Raw genomic sequence first — 26,676 nt, forward strand, 5'->3', positions numbered from 1 at the left:
GGCCCACAGCGCCCGTCGCCCCGTCGCCCCGTCGCCGACAATGGACCCGTGACCCCCGAAGACTTCGCCGCCCTCCTCACCCCCGAGGGCCGCGCCCTCCTGGACTCGCTGCGCGACTACGACCCCGCGCAGGAGCTGGCCGTGGCCACCCGGCTGCGCCGCGAGCACCCCGCCGGGCTGGTCTCCGCCGCGCTCGGCCAGGCCCGGCTGCGGCAGCGCGCGGTGGCGAAGTTCGGCCCGCAGGACGCCTTCCGGATGTACTTCACGCCCGGCGGCGGCGAGATGGCCACCCGCGCCTCCGTGGCCTCGTACCGCGCCCGGCGGCTCGCGGACCTCGGCGTACGCAGCGTCGCGGACCTGTGCTGCGGCATCGGCGGAGACGCCCTCGCGCTGGCACGGCTGGGCATCCGGGTGCTCGCGGTGGACCACGACCCGCTGACCGTCGCCGTCGCACGGGCCAACGCCGAGGCCCTGGGCCTGGCGGACCTGATCGAGGTCAAGGAGGCGGATGTGACGCAGGTGGACACCTCCGGCTACGACGCCGTCTTCATCGACCCGGCCCGGCGCGGTGGGCGCGGGAGGATCTTCGATCCGGAGTCGTACTCCCCGCCGCTGTCCTGGGCCGTGGAGAGCGCCCGTACGGCGAAGCACGCCGCCATCAAGATCGCCCCCGGGATCCCGCACGAGGCCGTTCCGGACGGGGCCGAGGCCGAGTGGATCTCCGACCACGGGGACGTCAAGGAGGCCGTGCTCTGGTTCGGGACCGCGCCCGGGACCGTGCGCGCCACCCTCCTGCCCGGGCCGCGCGCCCTGCGCACCACCGCTCCGCTGCCCGACCCGCAGGCCGGTCCGGTGGGTCGCTGGCTCTACGAGCCCGACGGCGCCGTGATCCGGGCGCACCTGGTCGCGGAGGTCGCCGAGCAGCTGGACGGCCGGCTGATCGACCCGACGATCGCCTACATCACCGCGGACGAGCTGCGGGCGACGCCGTACGCGACCGCGTACGAGATCACCGACGTGCTGCCCTTCGGCCTGAAGAAGCTGAAGGCGCTGCTGCGCGAGCGCGGGGTGGGCGTCCTGACGGTGAAGAAGCGCGGCTCCGCGATCGAGCCGGAGGAGCTGCGCAGGAAGGTGAAACCGCAGGGGCCGCACTCCGCGACCGTCTTCCTGACCCGGGTGGCGGGCGCCCCCTCGATGCTGATCGGACGACCCGCCGGCGGCGACGCCGGGGAGTGAGCCGGGGAGTGACCTGACGGGCCCCGCGCCGGGCTACCCCGCGCGCGGGAAGGCCCGTACGGCCCAGCGGAAGTGCGCCGCCGCCTTGGCGGCGCCCAGCAGGCCGGTGATCCACAAGATCATGCCCAGGCCCACGAGGTACCCGACCTCGCCGTACGTCTCGCTGCCCGGGCGGGCCGACGAGGCGATCCAGAAGCTCAGCCCCAGTCCCGCCGCGGCCAGGGCCAGGGAGGCCAGCAGCCAGGTCAGGCTCCGCCACGGCGCGCGCAACCGGGCGTCGGCGGCCGCATCCCGGTACACCCCGGCCCAGGCGCGCAGCAGCCCGCGCACCTGGCGGTCCCTGCGGGCCAGCCAGGCGAACCAGAACCCGGCCGGAACCAGTACGCCGGCGCCGAGCGTGGCGCAGAGGTACCCGAGGGCGAGGGAGAGCCCGTCGTGGGTCTCGAAGGCCAGCCAGCCCATGCCGACGAAGCTCCAGCCCAGGGCGAAGACCGCCGAGACGGCCCAGAGCAGCAGCAACCCCCCGATGCCCAGGCTGCGTCGGCCGAGCTCGCGCAGGAAGCGCGCGCGGTCGGCCCGTACGGTGTCCCGGTCCAGACGGGCGAGCAGGTGCGCGGGAGGCGGCGGAGGGGGCAGGTCACGGCGGGGCATGCACATGACCATAGCCGCGGCGTCGGGTCAGCCCCCGTCGACCTCCACCGACTCGAACCGCCAGCGGTGCACCGCCCGCGTGATCAGGTCGGGCTCCGGTTCGGGCAGTTCGGGGAGGTCCGCGGCCACCCCTTCGGCCGCCTCCCACCAGGTGACGACCAGCACCCGGTCCTGCGGGGCCCGGAACACCTCGCGGCGCACCGGTTCGCGGGCGAGGACCTGGGCCCGGGCCCACTCCAGCAGCTCGTTGCCCCGGCCGGAGACCGCCCGGGCCTCCCACATCAGCGCGACGGTGCTCACGAGTACAGGTTGTCCTTGCTCAGCTCGTGCACGTGATCGTGGTCGTGGGAGTGGCCGTGCCCGTGCCCGTGGGCGTGCTCCTGGCCGGGGTCGTGGGAGTGCGCGTGGGCGCCCGGCACGTGCGGGTCCGTGACCGGCAGCGAGGAGTCCGCCGACAGGTCCCAGTCGGAGGCCGCGCGGTTGCGCTTGACCATCTCCGCACCCAGCGCCGCCACCATCGCGCCGTTGTCGGTGCACAGCCCCGGCCGCGGCACCCGCAGGATGATCCCGGCGTCGTCGCACCGCTCCTGCGCCAGCGAGCGCAGCCGGGAGTTGGCCGCCACGCCGCCGCCGATCATCAGGTGGTCCACGCCCTCGTCCTTGCAGGCGCGGATGGCCTTGCGCGTCAGAACGTCCACCACGGCCTCCTGGAAGGACGCCGCCACGTCGCGCACCGGCACCTCCTCGCCCGCGCTCCGCTTCGCCTCGATCCAGCGGGCGACGGCCGTCTTGAGCCCGGAGAAGGAGAAGTCGTACGCCGGGTCGCGCGGCCCGGTCAGCCCGCGCGGGAAGGCGATCGCCTTCGGGTCTCCCTCGCGCGCGAGCCGGTCGATGACCGGACCGCCGGGGAAGCCCAGCTGCAGCACGCGCGCGATCTTGTCGAAGGCCTCGCCCGCCGCGTCGTCGATGGTCGCGCCGAGCGGCCGTACGTCGGAGGTGATGTCCGGTGCCAGCAGCAGCGAGGAGTGCCCGCCGGACACCAGCAGCGCCATGGTCGGCTCCGGCAGCGGCCCGTGCTCCAGCTGGTCCACACAGATGTGCGAGGCCAGGTGGTTCACCCCGTACAGCGGCTTGCCCAGGGCGTAGGCGTACGCCTTGGCCGCCGAGACGCCCACCAGCAGCGCCCCCGCGAGGCCCGGGCCGGCCGTGACCGCGATGCCGTCGAGGTCACGGGCGCTGACCCCGGCCTGCTTCAGGGCGCGCTCGATGGTCGGGACCATCGCCTCCAGGTGGGCGCGCGAGGCCACCTCGGGCACGACACCGCCGAAGCGCGCGTGCTCGTCGACGCTCGACGCGACCGCGTCCGCGAGCAGGGTGGTGCCGCGGACGACGCCGACGCCGGTCTCGTCGCAGGACGTCTCGATGCCGAGGACGAGCGGTTCGTCAGCCATTGCTCTCACTGCTCTCAGTTCGTGCTTGTGCGGGGTCGGTCAGTCGCATGACGAGCGCGTCGACGTTGCCGGGCTGGTAGTAGCCGCGCCGGAAGCCGATGGGCTCGAAGCCGAAGCGCTCGTAGAGCTTCTGGGCGCGGGTGTTGTCCACCCGCACCTCCAGCAGCACCTCGGCGCATTCGAAGGCGGTGGCGGCGCGCAGCAGGTCGGTCAGGAGCCGGGCGCCGAGCCCGGTCCCCCACTGGTCGCGGGCGGCCGCGATGGTCTGTACGTCGGCCAGGTCGCCGGCGGCCGCCAGCCCGGCGTAGCCCACCAGGCGGCCGGCCGCGTCCTGCGCGACGACGTACCTGCGCGTGGCCCGCGGGCCGCGGGCGTGGGCCAGCTCGGACCAGAACATCCCGGCGGACCAGGCGTCCTCGGGGAACAGCTCGTGCTCCAGCTCCAGCACGGGCCCGATGTCCCACCAGCGCATCTCGCGCAGGACGACGGCAGGGGTGGCTGTCACTGTGGGGTGACCACCTTGTAGTTCTTGGGCACCTGCGCGTCGGGACGGCGCAAGTAGAGCGGGACCGGCGCGAGGAACTCCTCCCCGGCCGCCAGCCGTTCAGCGGCCAGGGCGGCCAGGGCGGCGGCGGACTGGTGCTCGGGGCCCCGCGCGTCCGTGAAGACGTCCGGGTACAGGACCGCGCCCTGGCCCACCGCGGGCATCCCGGCGACCTGTTCGGCGATGTCGGCCGGGCGGTCCACGGCGGGCTCGCCGACGCGCGTGCGCGGGTCCTCGTAGCGCGCCCAGTAGACCTCCTTGCGCCGTGCGTCGGTGGCGACGGTGAAGGGGCCCTCGATGCCGGCGGCGCCCGCGGCGTAGGCGAGGCCGTCGAGCGTGCACAGGCCGTGCACGGGCACGCCCAGGACGGCGGCGAAGGTGGAGGCCGTGACGAGGCCGACGCGCAGACCGGTGTAGGGGCCGGGGCCGACCCCGACGACGATGCCGGTGACGGCGTCGAGCTTCAGCCCGGCGGCGGCGAGCACCTTGTCCACGGAGGGCAGCAGCAGCTCCCCGTGGCGGCGGGCGTCGACCTGGCCGGACTCGGCGAGGACGGACTCGCCGTCGTGCAGGGCGACGGTGACGGCGGGCGTGGCGGTATCTACAGCGAGCAAGAGCACGCGAACAGCCTACGACTCCTGGGGACCGGGGCCTCGCGGCCGGTCGAACGGCGGCCCGGCTGCTACCTTTCGACCCAGGTGTCGGTCCGGTCGGAGAGGTGGAGCAAGGTGGCACGCAGCAGCTCGGGAATCGTGGCCGGGCTCACCGCCGCGGCAATCGCCGCCGTCGGCTTCCTCGGCTACCAGGCCTCCGCGACGGCCCCCGCCCATCCCCCGAAGGTGCCCGCGCAGGGCGCGGCCCCCGCCCCGAGCCCGTCCGCCGCCAAGCAGGAGCCGACGAAGCCGGTGCCCGTGCCTGCGGGCTCCGGCACCGGGGTGCGCGTCGTGTACTCGGTGGGCCAGAAGCGGGTGTGGCTGGTGGGCGCGGAGGGGCAGGAGCCGAAGTCCTTCACGGTGATGCCGAGCACGGTCCACCCGAAGCCGGGCACTTACACGGTCGGTTCGCGCTCGGGCTCGGTCACCGGCTCGGACGGGGTGCCGATCGAGCACGTCGTACGGTTCGCCAGCGCGGAGGGCGTGGCGATCGGCTTCAGCGCCCGGGCGGACGGCACGACGCCGGAGCCCGACCCGAGCAAGAAGACCGGCGGCATCCGCATGACGCGGGCCGACGGCGACGCGATGTGGGCCTTCGCGACGATCAGTTCGCGGGTCATCGTCGTCCCCTGACGGACCCGGCGGGCACCCGGGGGCGCCGGACATCGGACGCCCCGGCGGTTTCACCCGTACGTGTGCGCCTCAGGCCGCTTCGGAACCCGCAGCGGCCTCTTCGCGTACGCCGTCCCCCGCTCCGGCCCCGTCCCCGCCCGCGTCCCCCGCCTCCGCACGCGCCGGCGGCGTGGAGACGGCGGTGGCGGCCATGCCGGCGGCGAGCAGCGTCCGCATGGAGACGGCGGACGGGCGGGGATCGCGCGGGGCTCCTGCTGGTGCCGACATGGCTGCCTCCTGGACCGGGGGACACCGTACTTAGGCATACCTAAGAAACTCTCGGTACCATGTCATCACGAGCGCTACCAGCAGCGCAATATGTTGCCGACGAGTTGTCGGTACGTTTACTCCGAGAGGGCCCCGGCCAGCGCGTCCAGCCCGGCGCCGGCGCCCCAGCGCGCCCCGATGCCGTGCACCGAGACCTCCCGGACGTCGTCCAGCACCTCCTCGTGGCCGACCGCACGGGCGATCACCACGTGCAGGCGGTCGTCGGAGAGCTCCTCCACCTTGCCGTCGCCCCACTCGACGACGACCACGGACTCGGGCAGCGAGACGTCGAGGTCCAGGTCCTCCATCTCCTCCAGCCCGCCGCCCAGGCGGTACGCGTCCACGTGCACCAGCGCCGGCCCACCGGTCAGCGACGGGTGTACGCGGGCGATCACGAAGGTCGGCGAGGTCACGGCCCCGCGCACGCCCAGGCCCTCGCCCAGGCCGCGGGTGAGCGTGGTCTTGCCCGCGCCCAGCTCACCGGTCAGCAGGACGAGGTCGCCGGGCCGCAGCAGGCCGGCGATCCGGCGGCCCAACTCCTGCATCGCGTCCGGGGAATCGACGGTGATCCGGGTCTGCGCGCCCTCGGGCCGCGCCCCTGCCTCAGGTGCCGGTGCTGCCTGGCTGCGCTGTGCTTCCAGCGGTACTTCTTCCATGCCCGCCAACGTTAGTCGGTGCGGGGAGCGGGACGGCGCCGGTGTGTGCCAGCAGCCCGGTGAGCAGGCGCGTCACCGTCTCCGGTCGCTCCAGCATCATCAGGTGCCCGGTGGACTCCAGGATCACCAGCTCGGCGCCCGGCAGCGCCTCCTTGATGGCCGCGCTGTGCCCGGGCGGGGTGATCATGTCCTTGTCCCCCGCGATGACGGTCACCGGGACGTCCGCGAACAGCCGCAGGGCAGCGGTCTTGTCGTGCGTCTGGAAGACCGGGAAGAACTCGGCGACCACGTCGATCGGCGTGGCCTCGATGAGCCGCTCCGCGAAGCGCGTGACGCCCGGATCGACGTCCCGGGAGCCGAACGAGTACATCTTGATCATGCCGGCGAACAGGTCCGCGGTGGCCCGGCGGCCCTTCTCCACCAGCTCCACCTGGGACCCCAGCGCCTTGAGCACACCCGGCAGGAGCTTGCGCACGGCGCCCACGCTCATGGCGGGCAGCCCGTACGTCACCTCGCCGAGGCGGCCGCTGGAGGTGCCGATCAGCGCCACGCCGAGCACGCGCTCCCGGACCAGCTCCGGGAACTGCTCGGCGAATCCCATGATGGTCATTCCGCCCATCGAGTGACCCACCAGCACCAGGGGCCCCTCGGGCGCGGCGGCGTCGATGACGGCCTTGAGGTCGCGGCCGAGCTGCTCGATGGTCACCGGCTCGCCGTCCGCCTGGGCGAGGCCGCGGGCGCTGCGGCCGTGGCTGCGCTGGTCCCAGTAGACCGCCCGGACCTGTCCGCGCAGCGCGGCGCGCTGGAAGTGCCAGGCGTCCTGGGACAGGCAGTAGCCGTGGCAGAAGACGACGGTGACCGGGGGTTCGGCGGCCTTGCGCCGCAGCCGCGCACGGGGCCGCTGCTGCTCCTCGGGGAGCTCGTCGACCTCGTAGTGGAGCTCGGTGGCGTCCTCGGCCCGGCAGGTTCCCGCCGCCCCGCGCAGGGACCCGTAGTCCCCGGCGGCGTCGAGTGCGAGGCGCGCCCTCATGCGCATGCCGCGCCCGACGGTGATCCGCTCGACCGCGACGCCGGCCGCCGCGCCCGCGGCGATCACGCCGATGGCGGCGCCCGCCCAGCCGGCCCTGCGCCAGTTCTCGCTCACGCCGCCGCCCTCACTCCGCTCAGCCGCCCAGGTACACCCGGGGCACGCGTACACCGATACGGGTGACGATCTCATACGCGATCGTGCCCGCCGCCCGTGCCCAGTCCTCGGCGGTGGGTTCGCCGCGCTCGGCGTCCCCGAAGATGACGGCTTCGTCGCCGACGCGGGCGTGGTCCGTGCCCAAGTCGACCACGAACTGGTCCATGGCGACGCGCCCGGCGACGTGGCGGAGCTTGCCGCCGACGAGCACGGGGCCGGCGCCGGACGCGTGCCGCGGGATGCCGTCGGCGTAACCGGCCGGGACCAGTGCGAGGGTCGTCTCGGCGTCGGTGACGTAGTGGTGCCCGTAGCTGACGCCGTGCCCGGCCGGGACGGTCTTGACCAGCGCCAGGGAGGCCTTGAGGGTCATGGCGGGCCGCAGGCCGAGCTGGGCGGGGGTGCCGAGCTCGGGCGCGGGCGACACCCCGTAGACCGCCAGGCCGCAGCGCACCAGGTCGAAGTGGGACTCGGGGAGCGTGAGGGTGGCGGGCGAGTTCGCGATGTGCCGGACCTCGGGCTCGACGCCCTCCTTCTCGGCGTGGGCGAGCATGTCGCGGAAGGCGGCCAGCTGGAGCTGGATGGAGGGGTGGCCGGGCTCGTCGGCGCAGGCGAAGTGCGACCAGACGCCGGTGACCCGGACGGTCCCCTCGGCCTGCGCGGCGACGGCCGCCCCGACCAGTGCCTCCCAGTCGGCGGGCTGGCAGCCGTTGCGGCCGAGGCCGGTGTCGGCCTTGAGCTGGATGCGGGCGGTGCGCCCGGCGGCGCGTGCGGCCTGCCGTACCTCGTCCAGGGCCCACATTCCGCTGACGGACACGTCGACGTCGGCTTCCACGGCCTCCCGCCAGGGCCCGCCGGGGGTCCAGAGCCAGCACATGATCCGCCCCCCGACCCCGGCGGCGCGCAGCGCGAGCGCCTCTTCGGGCGTGGCGGTCCCGAGCCAGGTGGCACCGGCCTCCTGGGCGGCCTTGGCGCACGCCAAAGCCCCGTGCCCGTAGGCGTTCGACTTGACCACGGCCATCAACTGGGCCCGCGGCGCCCGCTCGCGCAACGCGCGCACGTTCTCCCGCACGGCGTCAAGGTCGATCTCGGCGTACACGCGCGTCGGTGTCTCGTTCATCGCCCCCAGTCTCTCAGACCCCGCCGTGGCCCCTGCGGGGCTTGGCGCTGGGGTGTCGTCCCGCCTGCGGCGCCGCTGCTACGGGGCTCCGCCCCGGACCCCGCGCCTCAATCGCCGGCGGGGCTGGATTCTGCTCGGCCAAGGCGTCGGACGTGCTGGGGGCCAGGCCTTGGAAGCGAAACCGTGGCAGAGGGGAGTGGAGACACCCCGGAGGGGCACCGCTCCCCGCCCCCCACAACGCACAGGCTCGGCTGCAACGAGGCCAAACTGAGCCCCGCCGGCGTTTGAGGCGCGGGGGCCCGGGGGCAGCGCCCCCGGCAACGGCAGCGGCGGCGCGCCGGCCCCTCACGGCCGGCGGACGTCCCGCCAGGCCCGGGGCAACGCGGCGGCGACGTCCTGCGCCAGAAGCGGCCCCCCGCACAGCCGGGCCGCCAGCCCGTGCAGGTAGGCCGCCACCGAGCCGGCATCGGCCCCCGACAGCCCGCCCGCCAACAAAGACCCCGCCAGCCCGGACAGCACGTCCCCGCTCCCGGCGGTCGCCAGCCAAGGCGTCCCCGTCGGGTTCACCCGTACAGGGGACCCGCCGGAGGCGACCAGCGTCGTCGAGCCCTTCAGCAGCACCGTCGCCCCGTACCGCCCGGCGAGCTCGCGTGCGGCGGCCAGCCGCCCGGCCTCCACCGACTCCCGCGGCACCCCCAGCAGCGCCGCCGCCTCCCCCGCGTGCGGGGTCAGCAGGGTCGGGGCCGTCCTGGCCCGCAGCACCGCCGGGTCCAGCCCGCGCAGCCCGTCCGCATCGACCAGCACCGGGACCGGGTCCGGGTCCGCCAGGACCTTCGCGACCTCCCCGGCCCGCCCCTCCCCCAGCCCCGGGCCGACCACCCACGCCTGCACCCGGCCCCGACCGATCAGGGTCTCCGGGAAACGGGCCAGCACCGCGTCCGCCGCCGGGCCCACGTACCGCACCGCGCCCGCACCGCCCCGCAGGGCTCCCGCCACGGCCAGCACCGCCGCGCCCGGGTACTGCGCGGACCCGGCCACGATCCCGACGACGCCCCGCCGGTACTTGTCGCTCGTCGCCGTCGGCTGCGGCAGCAGCGCCGCCACATCGGCGTGCTGCAAGGCCTGCGCCTGCGGCGCCGGCAGCTCCAGCCCGATGTCCACGAGGTGCACCGCACCCGCCCGCGAGGCGCCGGGGTCGATCAGCAGACCGGGCTTGTACGCCCCGAAGGTCACCGTCACGTCGGCCGTCACGGCCGCTCCGGCGACCTCCCCGGTGTCCGCGTCCACCCCGCTCGGCAGGTCCACCGCGACCACGAGGGCGCCCTCCGGGATCCGGTCCACGAGCGCGGCGGCCGCGGGCCGCAGCCCGCCCCGCCCGCCGATCCCGAGCAGCCCGTCCAGGACGAGGTCCGCCCGGGCGGGAACGGCGTCCGCCACCCGGCCCCCGGCGGCGCGCAGCGCGGCCAGCCCGCCCGCGTGCATCCGCGCCGGGTCCATCGCCACCGCCGTCACCGCGGCCCCGCGCCGCGCCAGCCGCGCGCCCGCGTACAGCGCGTCGCCGCCGTTGTCCCCGGGCCCGACCAGCAGCACCACCCGCGCCCCGTACACCCGTCGCCGCCGCGCCAGCAGCCCCGCGCAGACGGCGGCCAGCCCGGCCGCCGCCCGCTGCATCAGGGCGCCGTCCGGCAGCCGGGCCATCAGCTCCCGCTCGGCGGCCCGTACGGTCTCCACGCTGTGAGCAGTACGCATGACGGCCCCTAACCCTCGGCGATCACGACGGCGGAGGCCACACCGGCGTCGTGGCTCAGCGAGATGTGCCAGGACTTCACGCCGAGTGCGAGCGCCCGCGCCTCGACCGTCCCCGACACCCGCAGCCGCGGTTGCCCGGAGTCCTCCACGTACACCTCGGCGTCGGTCCACAGCAGCCCGCCGGGCGCGCCGAGCGCCTTGGCCAGCGCCTCCTTGGCCGCGAACCGGGCGGCGAGCGAGGCGATTCCGCGCCGCTCACCGCTCGGCAGCGTCAACTCGGCGTCCAGGAAAAGGCGCTGCGCCATGTTCGGCGTCCGCTCCAGCGCCGCTGCGAACCGCTCGATCTCCGCCACGTCGATCCCGACGCCGATAATCACAACAACAGCCCCGCTTACTCGCTCACTCCACGGTCACCGACTTTGCGAGGTTACGCGGCTGGTCCACCTCGTTGCCCCGGGCGGTCGCCAGCTCGCACGCGAACACCTGGAGCGGCACCGTCGCCACCAGCGGCTGGAGCAGCGTCGGAGTGGCCGGGATCCGGATCAGGTGGTCGGCGTAGGGGACGACGGCCTCGTCGCCCTCCTCCGCGATCACGATGGTCCGCGCCCCGCGCGCCCGGATCTCCTGGATGTTCGACACGATCTTGTCGTGGAGCACCGAGCGGCCGCGCGGCGACGGCACGACCACCACCACCGGCAGGTCCTTCTCGATCAGCGCGATCGGCCCGTGCTTGAGCTCGCCCGCCGCGAACCCCTCGGCGTGCATGTACGCCAGCTCCTTGAGCTTGAGCGCACCCTCCAGCGCCACCGGGTACCCGACGTGCCGCCCCAGGAACAGCACGGTGTTCTTGTCGGCGAGGGAACGCGCCAACTCCCGTACCGGCTCCATGGTCTCCAGTACGGTGTCCACCGCCGCGGCGATGTCCGACAGCTCGCGGATCACCGCCTCGATCTCGTCGCCCCACTTCGTGCCCCGGACCTGCCCGAGGTACAGCGCGACCAGGTAGCAGGCCACCAGCTGCGTCAGGAACGCCTTCGTCGAGGCGACGGCGACCTCCGGACCGGCGTGCGTGTAGAGCACGGCATCCGATTCGCGCGGGATCGTCGACCCGTTCGTATTGCAGACGGCCAGCACCTTGGCCCCCTGCTCGCGCGCGTGCCGGAGCGCCATCAGGGTGTCCATGGTCTCGCCGGACTGCGAGATCGCGACCACCAGCGTCCGCTGGTCCAGGATCGGGTCGCGGTAGCGGAACTCGCTCGCCAGCTCCGTCTCGCACGGGATGCGGGTCCAGTGCTCGATGGCCAGCTTCGCGATCATGCCCGCGTGGTACGCCGTACCGCACGCCACGATCACGACCTTGTCGACCTCCCTGAGCACCGAGACGGGGATGCGCACCTCGTCCAGGGTCAGCGAGCCGCTCGCGTCGATCCTGCCCAGGAGGGTGTCGGCGACAGCCTTCGGCTGCTCGGCGATCTCCTTGAGCATGAAGTAGTCATAACCCCCCTTCTCGGCCGCCGAGGCGTCCCAGTCCACGTGGTACGCCCGCACGGACGCGGGCGAACCGTCGAAATTGGTCACCGAGACCCCGTCGCGGCGGAGCTCGACGACCTGGTCCTGCCCCAGCTCGATCGCGGACCGGGTGTGGGCGATGAACGCGGCCACGTCCGAGGCGAGGAAGTTCTCACCCTCTCCAACGCCCACCACCAGGGGCGAGTTCCGGCGCGCGCCGACCACCACGTCCGGCGCGTCGGCGTGCACCGCGACCAGCGTGAAGGCACCTTGCAGCCGCCGGCACACCTGCCGCATGGCCGCCGCGAGGTCACGGGTCCGCTCGAACCCCTCGGCCAGCAGGTGCGCCACGACCTCGGTGTCCGTCTCGGACTCCAGCAGGTGACCGCGCTCGGTCAGTTCGGCCCGCAGGGCGGCGAAGTTCTCGATGATGCCGTTGTGTACGACGGCCACGCGCCCCGCGTTGTCGAGGTGCGGGTGGGCGTTGACGTCGGTGGGCCCGCCGTGGGTCGCCCACCGGGTGTGCCCGAGCCCCGCGCAGCCGGCCGGCAGCGGGTGACCGACCAGCTCCTTCTCCAGATTGACGAGCTTTCCGGCCTTCTTGGCGGCGGCCAGGCCCCCGTCCGCGAGCACGGCGACCCCGGCCGAGTCGTAGCCGCGGTACTCCAGCCTCTTGAGTCCGGCGATGACCACATCGAGCGCCGACTGCGCTCCCACGTAACCCACAATTCCGCACATAGGCGGCAGCGTACGCCGTGGCCGGCCGTCTGCCCCGTACCTGAACAAGACGAAAAACCCGCCCCGGTGAATGCGCCGGAGCGGGTTTGACGGACCGTTCGAACAGGTCCTCGGGAGCCTTAGCCGAGCTTCTTGACCTGAGCCTCGATGACCGGCTTCGGCTGCTCGGCGTCACCGGTGAGGTTCATGCTGCTGAAGGTGGCCAGCGTGCCGCCCTTGCGCACCACCGCGTACTGCCAGGTGGCCTTGTCGCCTTCCTTCAGGTCCAGGACCAGGGCGAAGGTGAGGGACTCGTCGCCGCCCGCGGCCGGGGCGCCGGGCGAGACCTTCTCGATCTTGGTCTTCTCGCCCTCGGCGCTGACCGTGTAGCCGCCGGCGCAGGCCGTGGCCGCGGTCTTCAGCGCGGTGAAGGCCTCCTCGGCGCCCTTGCCGTCGTAGGAGTTCAGGGCGACCGAGGTCCGCGTCACGCTGAAGCCCTTCAAGGCCGCCTCCACCTTCTCCTCCGTGGTGGCGCCCTCGGCGGCCGGCTTCGGCTTGGAGGTGGCGGCCACCTGCGCGGTGCCGACGGGCTTGCCCTGCGCCACGTACGACTGGAGCTGGACCAGCGGCTTGCACTCGGGCTTGTCGCTCTCGGCGGCCGGGCCCTTGGCGGCCGCGGCGGCCGCCTCGTCCGGCTCCACCTTGAAGTCCGGCAGCTCCGCCTGGGTGACCAGCAGCGGGGTCAGCTCGGCGGCGGTCTTCCCCTTGGCGGCCGGGGCCGCGGAGGTCGCCGGGGCGGACGCCTTGGCGTCCGCCTTCGTGTCGGCCTTGTCGGAGCCGCACGCGGTGGCCAGCAGGGACAGGGACACCGCGGACGCGGTCAGGACGGCACGACGGACAAGAGCGGTACGCACGAAAGATCTCCCCCATGGAGCGAAAAGCAGCAGGGCAGCCCGGACGGCACCCCCGGAACGGGGCGCAGGTCTGAACCGCGGTGATCGAAACAATGTACGGGCAGATGGATCATCAGCTCGCCTCCGCCCGCGCCCGGGGCGAATCGTGACCGGGGTGAGACCTCAAGAGCCTCCAATCGAAACCGACCACCGTACAACCGCTCCCGTACCGGCCAGGCCGTGGCCGACAGGGGGCCGGGGCGCTCCCCACGTGACCGACCACACCACCCACAACCGCCCCCGAACGCCGACAATGGCGGTGTGATCACTTCGCCGCCACGAGGCAGCACGCCGGACGACGCAACGGAGCGCACCGGCGGGGACGGGCACCCCGCGCGCCCCGCCCCCCGCCGCAGTCCCGATGCCTCGCCGTACGTCGACCTCACGCGCGCCGAGTGGAGCGCTCTGCGCGAGCGCACCCCGCTGCCGCTGACCGCCGAGGAGGTGGAGCGGCTGCGCGGGCTCGGTGACGTCATCGACCTCGACGAGGTCCGCGACGTCTACCTGCCGCTCTCCCGCCTCCTGAACCTCTACGTCGGCGCCACGAGCAACCTGCGCGGCACCCTCAACACCTTCCTCGGCGACGCGGGCAACGGCCACGGCGCCCAGCAGGGCACCCCCTTCGTCATAGGGGTCGCCGGATCGGTCGCCGTCGGCAAGTCCACCGTGGCGCGACTGCTCCAGGCGCTGCTCGCCCGCTGGCCCGAGCACCCGCGTGTGGAACTGGTCACCACCGACGGGTTCCTCTACCCGATGAAGGAGCTCCAGCGCCGCGGGCTCACCTCCCGCAAGGGCTTCCCCGAGTCCTACGACCGCCGCGCGCTCACCCGCTTCGTCGCCGACATCAAGGCCGGCAAGGACGAGGTCCGGGCCCCGGTCTACTCGCACCTGATCTACGACATCGTGCCGGGCGAGGAGCTCGTCGTACGCCGCCCGGACATCCTGATCGTCGAGGGCCTCAACGTGCTCCAGCCGGCGCTCCCCGGGACGGACGGCCGCACCCGCGTCGCGCTCGCCGACTACTTCGACTTCAGCGTGTACGTGGACGCGCGCCCCGAGGACATCGAGCGCTGGTACCTGGGCCGCTTCCGGAAACTGCGCGCGACCGCGTTCCAGAATCCCTTCTCCTACTTCCGCAAGTACACCCAGGTCTCCGAGGAGGAGGCCATGGAGTACGCGCAGACGATGTGGCGGACCATCAACAAGCCCAACCTCCTGGAGAACGTGGCGCCCACCCGTGGCCGCGCCACCCTCGTCGTGCGCAAGGGTCCGGACCACAAGGTGCAGAAACTGAGCCTGCGCAAGCTGTAGGGACGGGGCCCCGGCGGCCCGCCAGTGGCTATGGTGCGGGCATGCTGCATCTGCGGATGATCACCCCGCACCACCTCACGGACCGGGTGGTGGAGCTGATCGACCAAACGGTCGGGACCACCCACCTGGTCGTGCTGCCCGGCGCGGCGCGCGATCCCGAGGGCGACCTCGTGCTGTGCGACGTCGCCCGCGAGGCGGCGGACGAGCTCCTCCAGGAGATGCGCACGCTCGGCATCGACAAGACCGGCTCGATCGCCGTCGAGAACATCGACCTGTCGATCTCCCGGCGCGCCGACGCCGCGGAGGAAGAGGCACCGGGCGAGGCCGCCGACGCGGTGGTCTGGGAGCAGCTCGCCGAGGCGACCCACGAGGAGTCCACCCTCACGATCACCTACAGCGCCTTCATGATCCTGGCGACGATGATCGCGGCGTGCGGCGTGGTCCTCGACAACGCGATCCTGATCGTGGGCGCCATGGCGGTCGGCCCGGAGTTCGGCCCGCTCGCCGGCATCTGCACGGGTCTGGTCCAGCGCCGGCCGAGGCTCGCCGGCCGTTCCCTGGTGGCGCTGGTGGTCGGCTTCACGGCGGCGATCGTGGCGACGACGGTCTTCAGCCTCGGGATGGACGCGCTCGACCTCTTCCACGAGGGCATGCTCGACGACCCCCGGCCGAACACCAGCTTCATCTGGCAGCCGGACCCGTTCTCCTTCGTCGTGGCGCTGCTCGCCGGGGTGGCCGGCATGCTGTCGCTGACGTCGGCGAAGGCCGGGGCGCTGGTCGGCGTGGCGATCTCCGTCACCACCGTCCCGGCGGGCGCCAACGCCGCCGTGGCGCTCGGCTACGGGGACTTCGCCCAGATGTGGGGCTCGGCCGTCCAGCTGGCGGTCAACCTGGGCGGCATCATCCTCTCCGGGACGCTCACCCTCATCGCCTGGAAACTGCTGTGGCGCACCCAGCACGACCGGATGATCCGGAAGCCGGGTGCGCCACGGGGCTGAACGGTGGCGAGGAGGGGGTCTAGCCGAGCGCCGACTTCACGACGTCCGCGAGCCGCCCGGCGATCGCGCGGGCCTGCTCGATGTCGGCGGCCTCGACCATCACCCGTACGAGCGGCTCCGTACCGGAGGAACGCAGCAGCACCCGGCCGGTGCCGCCCAGCTCGCGTTCGGCGTCGGTCACGGCCGCGGCCAGCTCGGCCGAGGTGGTGACGCGGGACTTGTCCACGTCGGGAACGTTGATCAGCACCTGGGGCAGCCGCTGCATGACGCCCGCCAGCTCGGCGAGCGACCGGCCGGTGGCCGCGACGCGCGCCGCCAGCAGCAGGCCGGTGAGCGTGCCGTCCCCGGTCGTCGCGTGGTCGAGGATGATCACGTGACCGGACTGCTCGCCGCCCAGCGCGTAGCCGTGCTCCTTCATCGACTCCAGCACGTACCGGTCGCCGACCCCGGTCTGCACGACCTGGATGCCCTCGCCCTCCATGGCCAGCTTGAAGCCCAGGTTCGACATCACGGTGCCGACCACGGTGTTCTCGCGCAGCTGCCCGGCCTCGCGCATGGCCAGCGCCAGCACCGCGAGGATCTGGTCGCCGTCGACCTCCGCGCCGGTGCCGTCCACGGCCAGGCAGCGGTCCGCGTCACCGTCGTGGGCGATGCCGAAGTCGGCGCCGTGCTCGACGACGGCGGCCTTGAGCAGGTCCAGGTGGGTGGAACCGCAGCCGTCGTTGATGTTCAGGCCGTCGGGCTCGGCGCCGATGGTGACGATCTCCGCACCGGCCCGGGCGAAGGCCTCGGGCGACACGTACGCGGCCGCGCCGTGCGCCTCGTCCAGGACGATCTTCAGGCCGTCGATGCGGTTGGGCAGCGCGCTGATCAGGTGGGCGACGTACTTCTCCGAGCCCTCGGTGTAGTCGGAGACCCGGCCGACGCCCGCGCCGGTGGGCCGGTCCCAGGGAGCGCCGGTGCGGTGCTCCTGGTAGACGGACTCGATGCGGTCCTCCAGCTCGTCGGCGAGCTTGTGGCCGCCGCGCGCGAAGAACTTGATGCCGTTGTCGGGCATGGCGTTGTGGCTGGCCGAGAGCATCACGCCGAGGTCGGCACCCAGCGCACCGGTGAGATACGCCACCGCGGGGGTGGGCAGCACACCGACGCGCAGGACGTCCACGCCCGCGCTCGCGAGGCCGGCCACGACCGCGGCTTCCAGGAATTCGCCGGAGGCGCGGGGATCCCGGCCGACCACGGCGGTCGCCCGGTGGCCCGCGAAGGTGCCCGCCTCGGCCAGTACGTGGGCAGCCGCCACGGAGAGGCCGAGCGCGAGCTCCGCCGTCAGATCCGCGTTGGCGACGCCGCGTACACCGTCCGTCCCGAAGAGTCGTCCCACTGTTGTCCTCCCGAGTGTTGCGCTTCGCTTGTGACCGCTTGTGACATGTATGTGCCGCTTGTGGCGGTAAACGAACCGCCCCGGCAGCACAGAGAGTGCTGCCGGGGCGGTTTCGTTGCAGAACAGCAGGCGCAGATTAACGCTTGCTGTACTGCGGAGCCTTACGGGCCTTCTTGAGACCGGCCTTCTTGCGCTCGACCGCACGGTCGTCGCGGGAGAGGAAGCCGGCCTTCTTCAGCGCCGGGCGGTTGTTGTCCACGTCCGCCTCGTTCAGCGCACGGGCCACACCGAGGCGCAGGGCGCCGGCCTGGCCGGACACGCCGCCACCCGAGATGCGGGCGATGACGTCGTAGCGGCCGTCAAGCTCCAGGAGCTTGAAGGGCTCGTTGACTTCCTGCTGGTGCACCTTGTTGGGGAAGTAGTCCTCAAGGGTGCGACCGTTGATCTTCCACTTGCCGGTGCCCGGAACGATCCGGACGCGGGCGATGGCGTTCTTGCGACGGCCCAGGCCGGCGGCCGGCTGGGGGTCGCCGAAGCGACCGGCAAGGGACTCGGAGGTGTAGTCGCCCTCGACGACGACCTCAGACTCGCTGGTGTACTCCTCGACGTTGCCCTCGAACTCGTCGACGGGGGTCGTCTCGGCGGTGGTCTCGGCCACGATGCTCCTCAGAATTTTCTACGTCTTAGGGGGTGGCCGGAACTACTGCGCGACCTGGGTGATCTCGAACGGCACCGGCTGCTGGGCAGCGTGGGGGTGCTGGTCGCCCGAGTAGACCTTCAGCTTCGAGAGCATCTGACGGCCCAGGGTGTTCTTGGGGAGCATGCCCTTGATGGCCTTCTCGACGGCCTTCTCCGGGTTGTTCGCGAGGAGGTCGTCGTAGCGCACGGAACGGAGACCGCCCGGGTAACCGGAGTGGCGGTAAGCCATCTTCTGGGTCGCCTTGTTGCCGGACAGGTGAACCTTGTCGGCGTTGACGATGATGACGAAGTCGCCCATGTCCATGTGGGGGGCGTAAGTCGGCTTGTGCTTACCCCGCAGGAGGGCAGCGGCCTGGGTCGCCAGACGGCCGAGGACAACGTCCTGGGCGTCGATGACGAGCCACTGGCGCGAGATGTCGCCGGGCTTGGGGCTGAACGTACGCACGCGTATGCCTTCGCTTCTTCAGTGGTGGGTCATCCCATGGGGCGCGAGCCCCGGGGAAGGGTCCTGACAGGGTCACCACGGACGATCACGACAGCCCTTACTTCACAACGGGGACGCAACCCGTGTGAACCGCTGGTCATCGGCCCGGTGGACCGGCGTAAGGCCCTTTCACGTGAGAATGAGAAAGCCAATACGCATAACAAACCAGCAGAGTACCCAAGAGGACCCGTACGGGTCAAAACGCGGTCCGCGATGCCGATTCTGCTGGCGTCGCGGCGCACTCCGGTTCGGTCCTGGGTGGGGACCCCGCAGTTGTTACTGGATCCAGGGTAACCCGAGCGGAACGCCGCGCACGACGCGCCAGCACAATCGCGAGCCCGCACAGGGTGGCGCAGTCCTTGAACGCGCGCCGCTTGTGGGCCAGCTCCGCAGGCCACGGGATCAGGGCCACCTGGGGCGTCAGGGCCAGCCAGAACCAGGGCGAGCGCGGCATCGAACCGGCTCGCACCGCCGAGGCCAGCAGCAGCGGCAGCACCACCAGCAGGTAGTGGTCGAAGGACGGCCGGGAGACCAGGAATGCGGCGAGCATCACCATGCAGGCCGTCTCCACGAGCCGCAGCTCGCCCCCATCGGCGTCGTCCGCGCGCCGCCACCGCGTCCAGGCCGCCCACAGCCCCGCCCCGGCCCCCGCGAAGGCGACCAGCACGGCCAGCGGCTCCGGCACCCCCAGCCGCGGCAGCACCGCGATCGGCGAGGCGTCCCAGGGCAGCGCGTACGCGTCCTGCCCCTGGAACAGGAAGGGCAGGGTCTTGGTGAAGAACAGCATCGGGCTCGGCATCACCAGCGCACCGGCCAGCGACAGCCCCAGCGGCACCAGCACGGCCGCGGCCAGGCCCCGCCACTGCCGGGCGATGAGGAAGAGCAGCCCGATCGGCACCAGCATCGGCTTGCACGCGATCGCCACCCCGACCACCACGCCGGCCGCGACCCACGAGCGCCGCTGCGCGAGCAGCAGCGCCACCGGCAGCGCGGCCGCCGAGATCGCGGTCCAGTTGCCGATCAGCACCAGGTTCACGTACGGCTTGTAGGCGAGGGCGAACACCGCGAAACCGCCGAAGGCGAAGCGGGAGCGCAGCGGCACCGCGAACATCCGCAGCGCGGCCAGCCAGCCGATGCCCAGCATCCCCGACATCCCGACCGGCAGCAGCCACCGCAGTACCCCGCGCGGCAGCAGCGCCTCCGGAATCGCCATGATCACGGCGCTGGGGAGGTACAGGAAGCGCTTGTCCTCGTACGGCGACCCGCCGGCCAGCAGCGTCTGCGCGGCCTTGACCACGAAGGCGTTGTCCGAGCCCCAGTTCGCCCGCAGGCTCGTGGAGACGCAGACCCCGAGGAGCACCGCGAGGGAGACGACCTGCCAGGGCCGTGAGGCCGGCCGCAGCAGCCACTGGACCAGCCGGTCCCCTGATCCGGAGCCGGTGTCCTCCTGCTTCATGAGCCAGATGCCAGGCCTCAGGCCCACGTCGCCTCTCCTTCGGTCCTTCGGTCCTAGCGTTTGCGCTCGACTCTACGTTCGTCCCAGACGGGTTCCTGAGTCTCCCGCACAACACCGTCCGAACCGAAGACCAGGTAGCGGTCAAATGTGCGGGCGAACCAGCGGTCGTGCGTGACGCACAGCACAGTGCCCTCGTACGCCTCCAGGCCGTCCTGGAGCGCCTCCGCCGATTCCAGGTCCAGGTTGTCCGTCGGCTCGTCCAGCAGCAGCGCCGTGGTGCCGGCCAGCTCCAGCAGGAGGATCTGGAACCGCGCCTGCTGGCCGCCCGAGAGCTTCTCGAACGGCTGCTCGCCCTGGCGCTCCAGCTCGTACCGGCGCAGCACGCCCATCGCCGCGCCCAGGGGCTTGGCGGCCTCCGTCCACAGGATGTCGACGAGGGTGCGCCCGAAGAGCTCCGGATGGGCGTGCGTCTGCGCGAAGTGGCCGGGGACCACGCGGGCGCCCAGCTTCCAGGTGCCGGTGTGCTTGACGTCCTCGCCCGCCAGCAGCCGCAGGAAGTGCGACTTGCCCGAACCGTTCGAGCCGAGCACCGCGACCCGCTCGCCGTAGAAGACCTCCAGCGAGAAGGGCTTCATCAGGCCGGTGAGCTCCAGGTTCTCCACGGTGAGCGCGCGCACTCCGGTACGCCCGCCCTTCAGCCGCATCCTGATGTCCTGCTCGCGCGGCGGCTCCGGCGGCGGGCCGGCCTCCTCGAACTTCTGGAAGCGGGTCTGCATCGCCTTGTAGCGCGAGGCCATGTCGGGGCTGCTCGCGGCCTGGTTGCGCAGCCGCAGCACCAGGGCCTTGAGCCGGGCGTGCTCCTCGTCCCAGCGCCGCTTCAGCTCCTCGAAGCGGGCGAAGCGCTCCTTGCGGGCCTGGTGGTAGGTGTCGAAGCCCGCGCCGTGCACCCACACGTCCGTGCCCATCGGGCTCGGCTCCAGGCTGATGATCTTCTCGGCGGCCCGGGACAGCAGTTCCCGGTCGTGCGACACGAACAGCACGGTCTTGCGGGTGGCCTTCAACTGCTCCTCCAGCCACCGCTTGCCCGGGACGTCGAGGTAGTTGTCCGGCTCGTCGAGCAGCAGCACCTCGTCCGGCCCGCGCAGCAGCGCCTCCAGGACCAGCCGCTTCTGCTCACCGCCCGACAGCGTGCGCACCTCGCGGAACTGCGCCGAGTCGTACGGGATGGCCAGCGCGGCCATGGTGCAGACGTCCCACAGGGTCTCCGCCTCGTACCCCTGGACGTCGGCCCAGTCGCTGAGCGCCTGCGCGTACGCCATCTGCGCGGCCTCGTCGTCGACCGTCAGGATCAGGTGCTCGGCCCGGTCCACGGCCTTGGCCGCCTCCCGGATCCGCGGCTGCGCCACCGACACGAGCAGGTCGCGCACGGTCGTCTCGTCGCGCACCGAGCCCACGAACTGCGACATGACGCCGAGCCCGCCGCTCACGGTGACGGCGCCCCCGTGCGGCTGGAGCTCGCCGGAGATCATCTTCAGCAGGGTGGTCTTGCCCGCCCCGTTCGCCCCGACCAGGGCGACGACCGACCCCTCCCCCACCCGGAAGGAGACGTCAGGGAGCAGGACCCGCCCGTCGGGAAGGTAGTACTCCAGGTGGCTGGCTTCGAGATGTCCCATGCCGGGCATTGTCCAGGTCCGCGGCCGATCCGCCCAAACGGATTAGGCGTGCGTCAGCAGCAGCCGGCTCCGGGGAGGGTCCGCATGTTGCGGGCCTCCTTGCTGCGCGCGGCCAGCAGCTCGTCGGCCGGGTAGCCGACCTCTTCCAGGGTCAGCCCGTGCGGCTTGACCACGTGCACCGAGGAGTCCCGTACGGCGGCCTCCAGCACCTTGCCGGGCCAGTCGGTGGGCCGGTGCCCGTCCCCCACGTGCAGCAGGGCGCCCACCAGCGAGCGGACCATGTTGTGGCAGAAGGCGTCGGCGCGGACGGTCGCGGTGATGATCCCGTCCTCGGCCCGCTCCCAGCTGAGCTGCTGGAGCGTACGGATGGTCGTGGCGCCCTCGCGCTTCTTGCAGTACGCGGCGAAGTCGTGCTCCCCCAGCAGCGGGGCGGCGGCCTCGTTCATGGCGTCCACGTCGAGCGGCCACTGGTGCCACAGCACGTGCCCGCGGCGCAGCGGGTCGACGCCGCCCTGGTGGTCGCCGACGCGGTAGGCGTAGCGGCGCCAGACGGCCGAGAAGCGCGCGTTGAAGCCCGGGGGGGCCTCGGCGGCCTTCCAGACCCGGATGTCGTGCGGCAGCCGTCCGGCGAGACGGCGCAGCAGCTTGTCGTGGTGCTCGGCCCACACCTCCTCGGCGAGGTCGAACTGCGCGACCTGCCCGCGGGCGTGCACCCCGGCGTCGGTCCGCCCGGCCACGGTCAACTCGACGGGCTCGGGCAGCCGCATCACGGTCTGCAGGGCCGATTCCAGCTCGCCCTGCACGGTCCGCAGCACGCGCTGCTTCGCCCAGCCGGAGAAGTCCTTGCCGTCGTAACTCAGGTCCAGCCGCACCCGGACGTGCCCGGGCTCCACCTCGTCACTCACGTGACAGATCCTCTCAGACGTGCGGACATGCAGAACGGGCCCGCCCCGGAAGGGGGCGGGCCCGTTCAGAGCCGATCAAGCGAGCTCGATCCCGGAGCGGGATCAGGCCTCCTTGGTCTCCTCGGCGGGGGTCTCGACAGCCTCCGCCTCCTTGACCGCGCGCTTGGTGGCGGCCTCGGCCTCACCGGTGGCCTGCTGGGCGACCGTAAGGGCCTCGACCAGCTCGATCACGGCCATCGGGGCGTTGTCGCCACGACGGTTGCCGATCTTGGTGATGCGCGTGTAACCACCGGGGCGGTTCTCGTAGCGCGGGGCGATCTCGGTGAACAGCGTGTGCACGATGCTCTTGTCCGTGATCGTCTGCAGCACCAGGCGACGGTTGTGGATGTCGCCCTTCTTGGCCTTGGTGACCAGACGCTCGGCGTAGGGACGCAGGCGGCGGGCCTTGGCCTCGGTGGTGGTGATGCGGCCGTGCTCGAAGAGCGCCTTCGCGAGGTTCGCGAGGAGGTGCTTCTCGTGCGCGGCGGAGCCGCCCAGGCGGGCACCCTTTGCGGGACGCGGCATTGTTACTCCTTCAAATCTGCACCGGCCGTGTCAGGTACCGGAGTCAGTTCCCTCAGGCGGTCGCGAGAGGGGGTGTGGGGGGCGCGAGCCCCCCACAAGCTTTCTAGTACTGCTCGGTCTCGACGAAACCGGCGTCCGCGTCGTCGTCGGCGCCGAAGGCGTCGGCGGCGGCGGTCGGGTCGAATCCGGGCGGGCTGTCCTTGAGGGCCAGGCCCATGCCGGCCAGCTTCGCCTTGACCTCGTCGATCGACTTCGCACCGAAGTTGCGGATGTCGAGCAGGTCGGCCTCGGAGCGGGCGACGAGCTCACCCACGGAGTGGATGCCCTCGCGCTTGAGGCAGTTGTACGACCGAACGGTGAGCTCCAGCTCCTCGATCGGCAGCGCCAGGTCGGCGGCCAGGGCCGCGTCCGTCGGCGAGGGGCCCATGTCGATGCCCTCGGCGTCGATGTTGAGCTCGCGCGCCAGACCGAACAGCTCGACCAGGGTCTTACCGGCGGACGCCATGGCGTCGCGCGGGCGCATGGCCTGCTTGGTCTCGACGTCGACGATCAGCTTGTCGAAGTCGGTGCGCTGCTCGACTCGGGTCGCCTCGACCTTGTAGGTGACCTTGAGGACCGGGCTGTAGATGGAGTCGACCGGGATGCGGCCGATCTCCTGGCCCAGCTGCTTGTTCTGGACGGCGGAGACGTAGCCGCGACCGCGCTCGACGGTCAGCTCCATCTCCAGCTTGCCCTTGCCGTTGAGCGTGGCGAGGACCAGGTCCGGGTTGTGCACCTCGACACCGGCCGGGGGCGCGATGTCGGCAGCGGTGACCAGGCCGGGACCCTGCTTGCGCAGGTACATCACGACCGGCTCGTCGTGCTCCGAGGAGACGACCAGCTGCTTGATGTTCAGGATGATGTCGGTGACGTCTTCCTTGACACCCGGCACGGTGGTGAACTCGTGCAGGACGCCGTCCACGCGGATGCTGGTGACAGCGGCACCCGGGATCGAGGACAGGAGCGTACGGCGCAGGGAGTTACCGAGGGTGTAGCCGAAGCCCGGCTCCAGCGGCTCGATCACGAACCGCGAGCGGTACTCGTCGACGACCTCTTCGGTCAGCGAGGGACGCTGAGCGATAAGCATGTCTGTGTTCCTTCATTCGTGGACGCCCACTATTTGACGCCCGACGGGATGCCGTACCGGAGTACGGCTACTGCAAGGGTACGGGCGGCACGCCCCCCGAAGGGGTCGTACCGCCCGGACACTCAAGAACGCACAGGTGCGTCCGCTGCGCATGCGCGGCGGCGCGGTCACCCCCGCGACGGCGGGGAGGGGCGCCGCCACGGATCAGACGCGGCGGCGCTTCGGCGGGCGGCAGCCGTTGTGCGGGGTGGGGGTGACGTCCTGGATCGAGCCGACCTCGAGGCCGGTGGCCTGGAGGGAGCGGATCGCGGTCTCGCGGCCGGAGCCCGGACCCTTGACGAAGACGTCGACCTTGCGCATGCCGTGCTCCTGCGCGCGGCGGGCGGCCGACTCAGCGGCCATCTGCGCGGCGAAGGGGGTGGACTTGCGCGAGCCCTTGAAGCCGACGTGGCCGGCGGAGGCCCAGGAGATCACGTTGCCCGAGGGGTCGGTGATCGAAACGATGGTGTTGTTGAACGTGCTCTTGATGTGGGCGTGCCCGTGAGCGACGTTCTTCTTTTCCTTGCGGCGCACCTTCTTGGCAGCGCCCTGACGACCCTTGGGGGGCATCTAAATCTCCTACGGGAGGTGGTCGGTCCTACAGCGCAAGACCGCTGAACAGGACTACTTCTTGCCCGGCTTCTTCTTACCGGCGATCGCGCGACGCGGGCCCTTGCGGGTACGAGCGTTCGTGCTGGTGCGCTGACCGTGCACCGGCAGGCCACGACGGTGGCGGATGCCCTGGTAGCACTGGATCTCGATCTTGCGACGGATGTCGCCCTGGATCTCGCGGCGGAGGTCACCCTCGGTACGGAGGTTGGCGTCCACGTACTCGCGGATCTTGACGAGGTCCTCTTCGGCCAGGTCACGAACGCGGGTGTTCGGGTTCACGCCGGTGGAGGCGAGGATCTCCTTGGACCGGGTGCGCCCGATACCGAAGACGTAGGTGAGTGCGATCTCCACGCGCTTTTCGCGCGGGATGTCAACACCGGAAACGCGTGCCACAAATGGCTCCTGTGTGTTCGGGGGTCTTCCGCAGAACCACTCCCGACCGCCGACCACCCTTGATGGGTGGTGGTACGTCCGGGTCCCCGGCCCCCGCCGGAGGTACCGCCGGCCCCTCTCAGGGCTGGGCGGGTTCTGCGTATGTACGTTTTCTTACGTCGCGCGAAGAACTGCGGAAGGCAGGTCGGTCGGCGTGCGTCAGCCCTGGCGCTGCTTGTGGCGCAGGTTGTCGCAGATGACCATGACCCGACCGTGACGGCGGATCACCTTGCACTTGTCGCAGATCTTCTTGACGCTCGGCTTGACCTTCATGTTGGTGAGGTTCTCCGGGTCAGTGCCACCACCCGCGCCGGGACAAGACGCCCAGGCGGGAGTGAAGACAAGATCTACTTGTATCGGTAGACGATCCGGCCACGCGTCAGGTCGTACGGAGACAGCTCCACGACGACCCGGTCATCAGGGAGGATGCGGATGTAGTGCATGCGCATCTTGCCGCTGATGTGCGCGAGGACTTTGTGACCGTTCTGGAGTTCCACCTTGAACATCGCGTTCGGGAGGGACTCGATCACGGTGCCCTCGATTTCGATGGCACCTTGCTTCTTGGCCACGCTTCGCCTTTCGAATCGGCTACCTTGATCGGCCCCGTGCGCCATGCAGGCATGGAAGTGCACGAGAGCCGACGAGTCAGTCTACGTCAGGGCACCCAGAAAAACGAATCCGGAAAGTTTGCCCCAGAGTGTAGATCATTACGCCAGAGGGTCCGGGGCCGTGGTGACCCCGTACTCCGCCAGCTTCGCCTTGCCGCAGTCAGGGCTGGTCAGGACGATGGGCCCGTCCTCGGTCAGGGCGATGGAGTGCTCCCAGTGCGAGGACCAGGTGCCGTCCGTGGTGATGACCGTCCAGTCGTCCGCCAGGACCTCCGTCTGGGCGGTGCCCAGGGAGACCATCGGCTCGATCGCCAGGCAGACGCCCGGGACGAGCTTGATCCCCTTGCCCCGCTTGCGCGAGACGTAGTTCAGCAGGTGGGGGTCCATGTGCATCTCGGACCCGATGCCGTGGCCGCCGTAGTCCTCGATGATCCCGAACTTCCCGAGGCTGTGCTCACCGGTCGACGGGCGCGGCTGGCGCTTGATGTACGTCTCGATGGCCTTGGAGATGTCCACGAGGCGGTTGCCGAGCTTCATGGCGGCGATACCGGCCCACATGGACTCCTCGGTCACCCGGGACAGCTCCAGGAGCTCAGGGGCGTGCCCGGTGCCCACGAAGGCCGTGTACGCGGCGTCGCCGTGCCAGCCGTCCACGATCGCGCCGGCGTCGATCGAGATGATGTCGCCGTCCTTGAGGACCGTCTTGTCGTCCGGGATGCCGTGGACCACGACCTCGTTCACCGAGGTGCAGATCGTCGCGGGGAAGCCGCCGTAGCCGAGGAAGTTCGACTTGGCCCCCGCGTCCGCGATGACCTTGCGGGCGACCATGTCCAGATCCCGGGTCGTGGCGCCCGGCACGGCCGCCTCACGGGTCGCCGCGTGGATCGCGGCGACGACCAGCCCCGCCTCGCGCATCTTCGCGATCTGCTCGGGGGTCTTGATCTGGACCATGGACGAACCTTCCACCTTCGGAACCGGGATCTTGCAAGTCTTCTCAACAGTACGGCCGCGGTGCCCTGGGGACACCGCGGCC

General features: G+C 71.8%; 30 protein-coding genes. 4 read left to right on the forward strand and 26 right to left on the reverse strand.

The genetic code is table 11. The features are described 5' to 3' along the window. Window positions 1–48: 48 nt before the first annotated feature. Window positions 49–1,236 carry a THUMP-like domain-containing protein gene (locus tag AC07DU_RS05180; RefSeq protein ID WP_360891057.1) on the forward strand — a complete coding sequence of 396 codons (1,188 nt, stop codon included), beginning with the start codon at window positions 49–51 and terminating at the stop codon, window positions 1,234–1,236. 33 nt (window positions 1,237–1,269) lie between these two features. Here AC07DU_RS05180 and AC07DU_RS05185 read toward each other — a convergent pair whose 3' ends face one another. From AC07DU_RS05185 to tsaB, 5 genes are read right to left on the reverse strand one after another with little or no spacing between them, the layout of a single operon-like run. Further along, window positions 1,270–1,887, reverse strand: a complete 618-nt coding sequence (locus AC07DU_RS05185) for a hypothetical protein (protein WP_479026359.1) — start codon at window positions 1,885–1,887, stop codon at window positions 1,270–1,272. Window positions 1,888–1,914: 27 nt separating this feature from the next. Beyond that, window positions 1,915–2,187 carry a hypothetical protein gene (locus AC07DU_RS05190; protein WP_453372616.1) on the reverse strand — a complete coding sequence of 91 codons (273 nt, stop codon included), beginning with the start codon at window positions 2,185–2,187 and terminating at the stop codon, window positions 1,915–1,917. Then, complete coding sequence (gene tsaD, locus AC07DU_RS05195) at window positions 2,184–3,338, reverse strand: tRNA (adenosine(37)-N6)-threonylcarbamoyltransferase complex transferase subunit TsaD (protein ID WP_360891051.1); 1,155 nt, start codon at window positions 3,336–3,338, stop codon at window positions 2,184–2,186. Before tsaD ends, AC07DU_RS05190 begins: the two co-directional genes overlap by 4 nt. Continuing rightward, window positions 3,331–3,810 (reverse strand): ribosomal protein S18-alanine N-acetyltransferase, encoded by a 480-nt coding sequence (gene rimI, locus AC07DU_RS05200; protein WP_360891187.1) that lies wholly within the window; start codon window positions 3,808–3,810, stop codon window positions 3,331–3,333. The genes tsaD and rimI overlap by 8 nt, the downstream gene beginning before the upstream one ends. 29 nt (window positions 3,811–3,839) lie before the next feature. Beyond that, a complete protein-coding gene (tsaB, locus tag AC07DU_RS05205) occupies window positions 3,840–4,502 on the reverse strand; it encodes a tRNA (adenosine(37)-N6)-threonylcarbamoyltransferase complex dimerization subunit type 1 TsaB (protein WP_360891048.1) in 663 nt (220 codons plus the stop codon). 108 nt (window positions 4,503–4,610) lie between these two features. Here tsaB and AC07DU_RS05210 point away from each other — a divergent pair, with 108 nt between their 5' ends. Further along, window positions 4,611–5,168 (forward strand): hypothetical protein, encoded by a 558-nt coding sequence (locus AC07DU_RS05210; RefSeq protein WP_360891045.1) that lies wholly within the window; start codon window positions 4,611–4,613, stop codon window positions 5,166–5,168. 69 nt (window positions 5,169–5,237) lie between these two features. On the opposite strand, the gene AC07DU_RS05215 is transcribed toward AC07DU_RS05210, so the two are convergent. The 8 genes from AC07DU_RS05215 to AC07DU_RS05250 form a co-directional block, all read right to left on the reverse strand. After that, window positions 5,238–5,435 carry a hypothetical protein gene (locus tag AC07DU_RS05215; protein ID WP_453372619.1) on the reverse strand — a complete coding sequence of 66 codons (198 nt, stop codon included), beginning with the start codon at window positions 5,433–5,435 and terminating at the stop codon, window positions 5,238–5,240. Window positions 5,436–5,551: 116 nt separating this feature from the next. After that, window positions 5,552–6,130: a tRNA (adenosine(37)-N6)-threonylcarbamoyltransferase complex ATPase subunit type 1 TsaE gene (tsaE, locus tag AC07DU_RS05220; protein WP_479109684.1), complete on the reverse strand. Its 579-nt coding sequence runs from the start codon at window positions 6,128–6,130 to the stop codon at window positions 5,552–5,554. Further along, window positions 6,078–7,349: an alpha/beta fold hydrolase gene (locus tag AC07DU_RS05225; RefSeq protein ID WP_479109686.1), complete on the reverse strand. Its 1,272-nt coding sequence runs from the start codon at window positions 7,347–7,349 to the stop codon at window positions 6,078–6,080. The genes tsaE and AC07DU_RS05225 overlap by 53 nt, the downstream gene beginning before the upstream one ends. Continuing rightward, window positions 7,294–8,430, reverse strand: coding sequence for an alanine racemase (gene alr, locus AC07DU_RS05230; RefSeq protein WP_360891034.1), 1,137 nt, complete (start codon window positions 8,428–8,430; stop codon window positions 7,294–7,296). The genes AC07DU_RS05225 and alr overlap by 56 nt, the downstream gene beginning before the upstream one ends. A gap of 345 nt (window positions 8,431–8,775) precedes the next feature. Continuing rightward, complete coding sequence (locus tag AC07DU_RS05235) at window positions 8,776–10,179, reverse strand: NAD(P)H-hydrate dehydratase (protein WP_479109688.1); 1,404 nt, start codon at window positions 10,177–10,179, stop codon at window positions 8,776–8,778. 8 nt (window positions 10,180–10,187) lie between these two features. Further along, window positions 10,188–10,556, reverse strand: coding sequence for a holo-ACP synthase (locus AC07DU_RS05240; RefSeq protein WP_360891028.1), 369 nt, complete (start codon window positions 10,554–10,556; stop codon window positions 10,188–10,190). A gap of 22 nt (window positions 10,557–10,578) precedes the next feature. Then, window positions 10,579–12,426, reverse strand: a complete 1,848-nt coding sequence (gene glmS / locus AC07DU_RS05245) for a glutamine--fructose-6-phosphate transaminase (isomerizing) (protein ID WP_479109690.1) — start codon at window positions 12,424–12,426, stop codon at window positions 10,579–10,581. Between the two features lie 119 nt (window positions 12,427–12,545). After that, window positions 12,546–13,319, reverse strand: coding sequence for a hypothetical protein (locus AC07DU_RS05250; protein ID WP_479109692.1), 774 nt, complete (start codon window positions 13,317–13,319; stop codon window positions 12,546–12,548). 300 nt (window positions 13,320–13,619) lie between these two features. Here AC07DU_RS05250 and coaA point away from each other — a divergent pair, with 300 nt between their 5' ends. Then, window positions 13,620–14,669 carry a type I pantothenate kinase gene (gene coaA / locus AC07DU_RS05255; RefSeq protein WP_360891019.1) on the forward strand — a complete coding sequence of 350 codons (1,050 nt, stop codon included), beginning with the start codon at window positions 13,620–13,622 and terminating at the stop codon, window positions 14,667–14,669. A 41-nt stretch (window positions 14,670–14,710) separates the two neighbouring features. Further along, window positions 14,711–15,667 carry a DUF389 domain-containing protein gene (locus AC07DU_RS05260; RefSeq protein ID WP_453372624.1) on the forward strand — a complete coding sequence of 319 codons (957 nt, stop codon included), beginning with the start codon at window positions 14,711–14,713 and terminating at the stop codon, window positions 15,665–15,667. Between the two features lie 19 nt (window positions 15,668–15,686). Here AC07DU_RS05260 and glmM read toward each other — a convergent pair whose 3' ends face one another. The 13 genes from glmM to map form a co-directional block, all read right to left on the reverse strand. After that, on the reverse strand, window positions 15,687–17,045 hold the full coding sequence (gene glmM, locus AC07DU_RS05265) for a phosphoglucosamine mutase (RefSeq protein WP_360891013.1): 1,359 nt from the start codon (window positions 17,043–17,045) through the stop codon (window positions 15,687–15,689). A 136-nt stretch (window positions 17,046–17,181) separates the two neighbouring features. Beyond that, window positions 17,182–17,703: a 30S ribosomal protein S9 gene (rpsI, locus tag AC07DU_RS05270; protein WP_150258789.1), complete on the reverse strand. Its 522-nt coding sequence runs from the start codon at window positions 17,701–17,703 to the stop codon at window positions 17,182–17,184. Between the two features lie 42 nt (window positions 17,704–17,745). Next, on the reverse strand, window positions 17,746–18,189 hold the full coding sequence (rplM, locus tag AC07DU_RS05275) for a 50S ribosomal protein L13 (protein WP_073912858.1): 444 nt from the start codon (window positions 18,187–18,189) through the stop codon (window positions 17,746–17,748). Between the two features lie 235 nt (window positions 18,190–18,424). Continuing rightward, a complete protein-coding gene (locus tag AC07DU_RS05280) occupies window positions 18,425–19,711 on the reverse strand; it encodes a glycosyltransferase family 87 protein (RefSeq protein ID WP_479026336.1) in 1,287 nt (428 codons plus the stop codon). 26 nt (window positions 19,712–19,737) lie between these two features. Further along, window positions 19,738–21,366, reverse strand: a complete 1,629-nt coding sequence (locus AC07DU_RS05285) for an ABC-F family ATP-binding cassette domain-containing protein (RefSeq protein ID WP_453372627.1) — start codon at window positions 21,364–21,366, stop codon at window positions 19,738–19,740. 44 nt (window positions 21,367–21,410) lie between these two features. Then, window positions 21,411–22,262, reverse strand: a complete 852-nt coding sequence (gene truA, locus AC07DU_RS05290; protein WP_360891002.1) for a tRNA pseudouridine(38-40) synthase TruA — start codon at window positions 22,260–22,262, stop codon at window positions 21,411–21,413. A 102-nt stretch (window positions 22,263–22,364) separates the two neighbouring features. Next, a complete protein-coding gene (rplQ, locus tag AC07DU_RS05295) occupies window positions 22,365–22,826 on the reverse strand; it encodes a 50S ribosomal protein L17 (protein WP_030154710.1) in 462 nt (153 codons plus the stop codon). Window positions 22,827–22,929: 103 nt separating this feature from the next. Further along, the gene (locus AC07DU_RS05300) at window positions 22,930–23,952 is read right to left on the reverse strand and encodes a DNA-directed RNA polymerase subunit alpha (RefSeq protein WP_007265920.1); all 1,023 of its coding nucleotides are present in this window, start codon (window positions 23,950–23,952) and stop codon (window positions 22,930–22,932) included. A 204-nt stretch (window positions 23,953–24,156) separates the two neighbouring features. Then, the gene (gene rpsK / locus AC07DU_RS05305; RefSeq protein WP_003956432.1) at window positions 24,157–24,561 is read right to left on the reverse strand and encodes a 30S ribosomal protein S11; all 405 of its coding nucleotides are present in this window, start codon (window positions 24,559–24,561) and stop codon (window positions 24,157–24,159) included. Window positions 24,562–24,615: 54 nt separating this feature from the next. Further along, window positions 24,616–24,996, reverse strand: a complete 381-nt coding sequence (rpsM, locus tag AC07DU_RS05310) for a 30S ribosomal protein S13 (RefSeq protein ID WP_007265919.1) — start codon at window positions 24,994–24,996, stop codon at window positions 24,616–24,618. Window positions 24,997–25,194: 198 nt separating this feature from the next. Further along, a complete protein-coding gene (gene rpmJ / locus AC07DU_RS05315) occupies window positions 25,195–25,308 on the reverse strand; it encodes a 50S ribosomal protein L36 (RefSeq protein ID WP_003956441.1) in 114 nt (37 codons plus the stop codon). A gap of 74 nt (window positions 25,309–25,382) precedes the next feature. Further along, window positions 25,383–25,604, reverse strand: coding sequence for a translation initiation factor IF-1 (gene infA, locus AC07DU_RS05320; RefSeq protein WP_003956442.1), 222 nt, complete (start codon window positions 25,602–25,604; stop codon window positions 25,383–25,385). A gap of 138 nt (window positions 25,605–25,742) precedes the next feature. Then, complete coding sequence (gene map, locus AC07DU_RS05325; RefSeq protein ID WP_360890998.1) at window positions 25,743–26,594, reverse strand: type I methionyl aminopeptidase; 852 nt, start codon at window positions 26,592–26,594, stop codon at window positions 25,743–25,745. Between the last annotated feature and the right edge of the window lie 82 nt (window positions 26,595–26,676).

Source organism: Streptomyces sp. NPDC045695 (assembly GCF_056432025.1).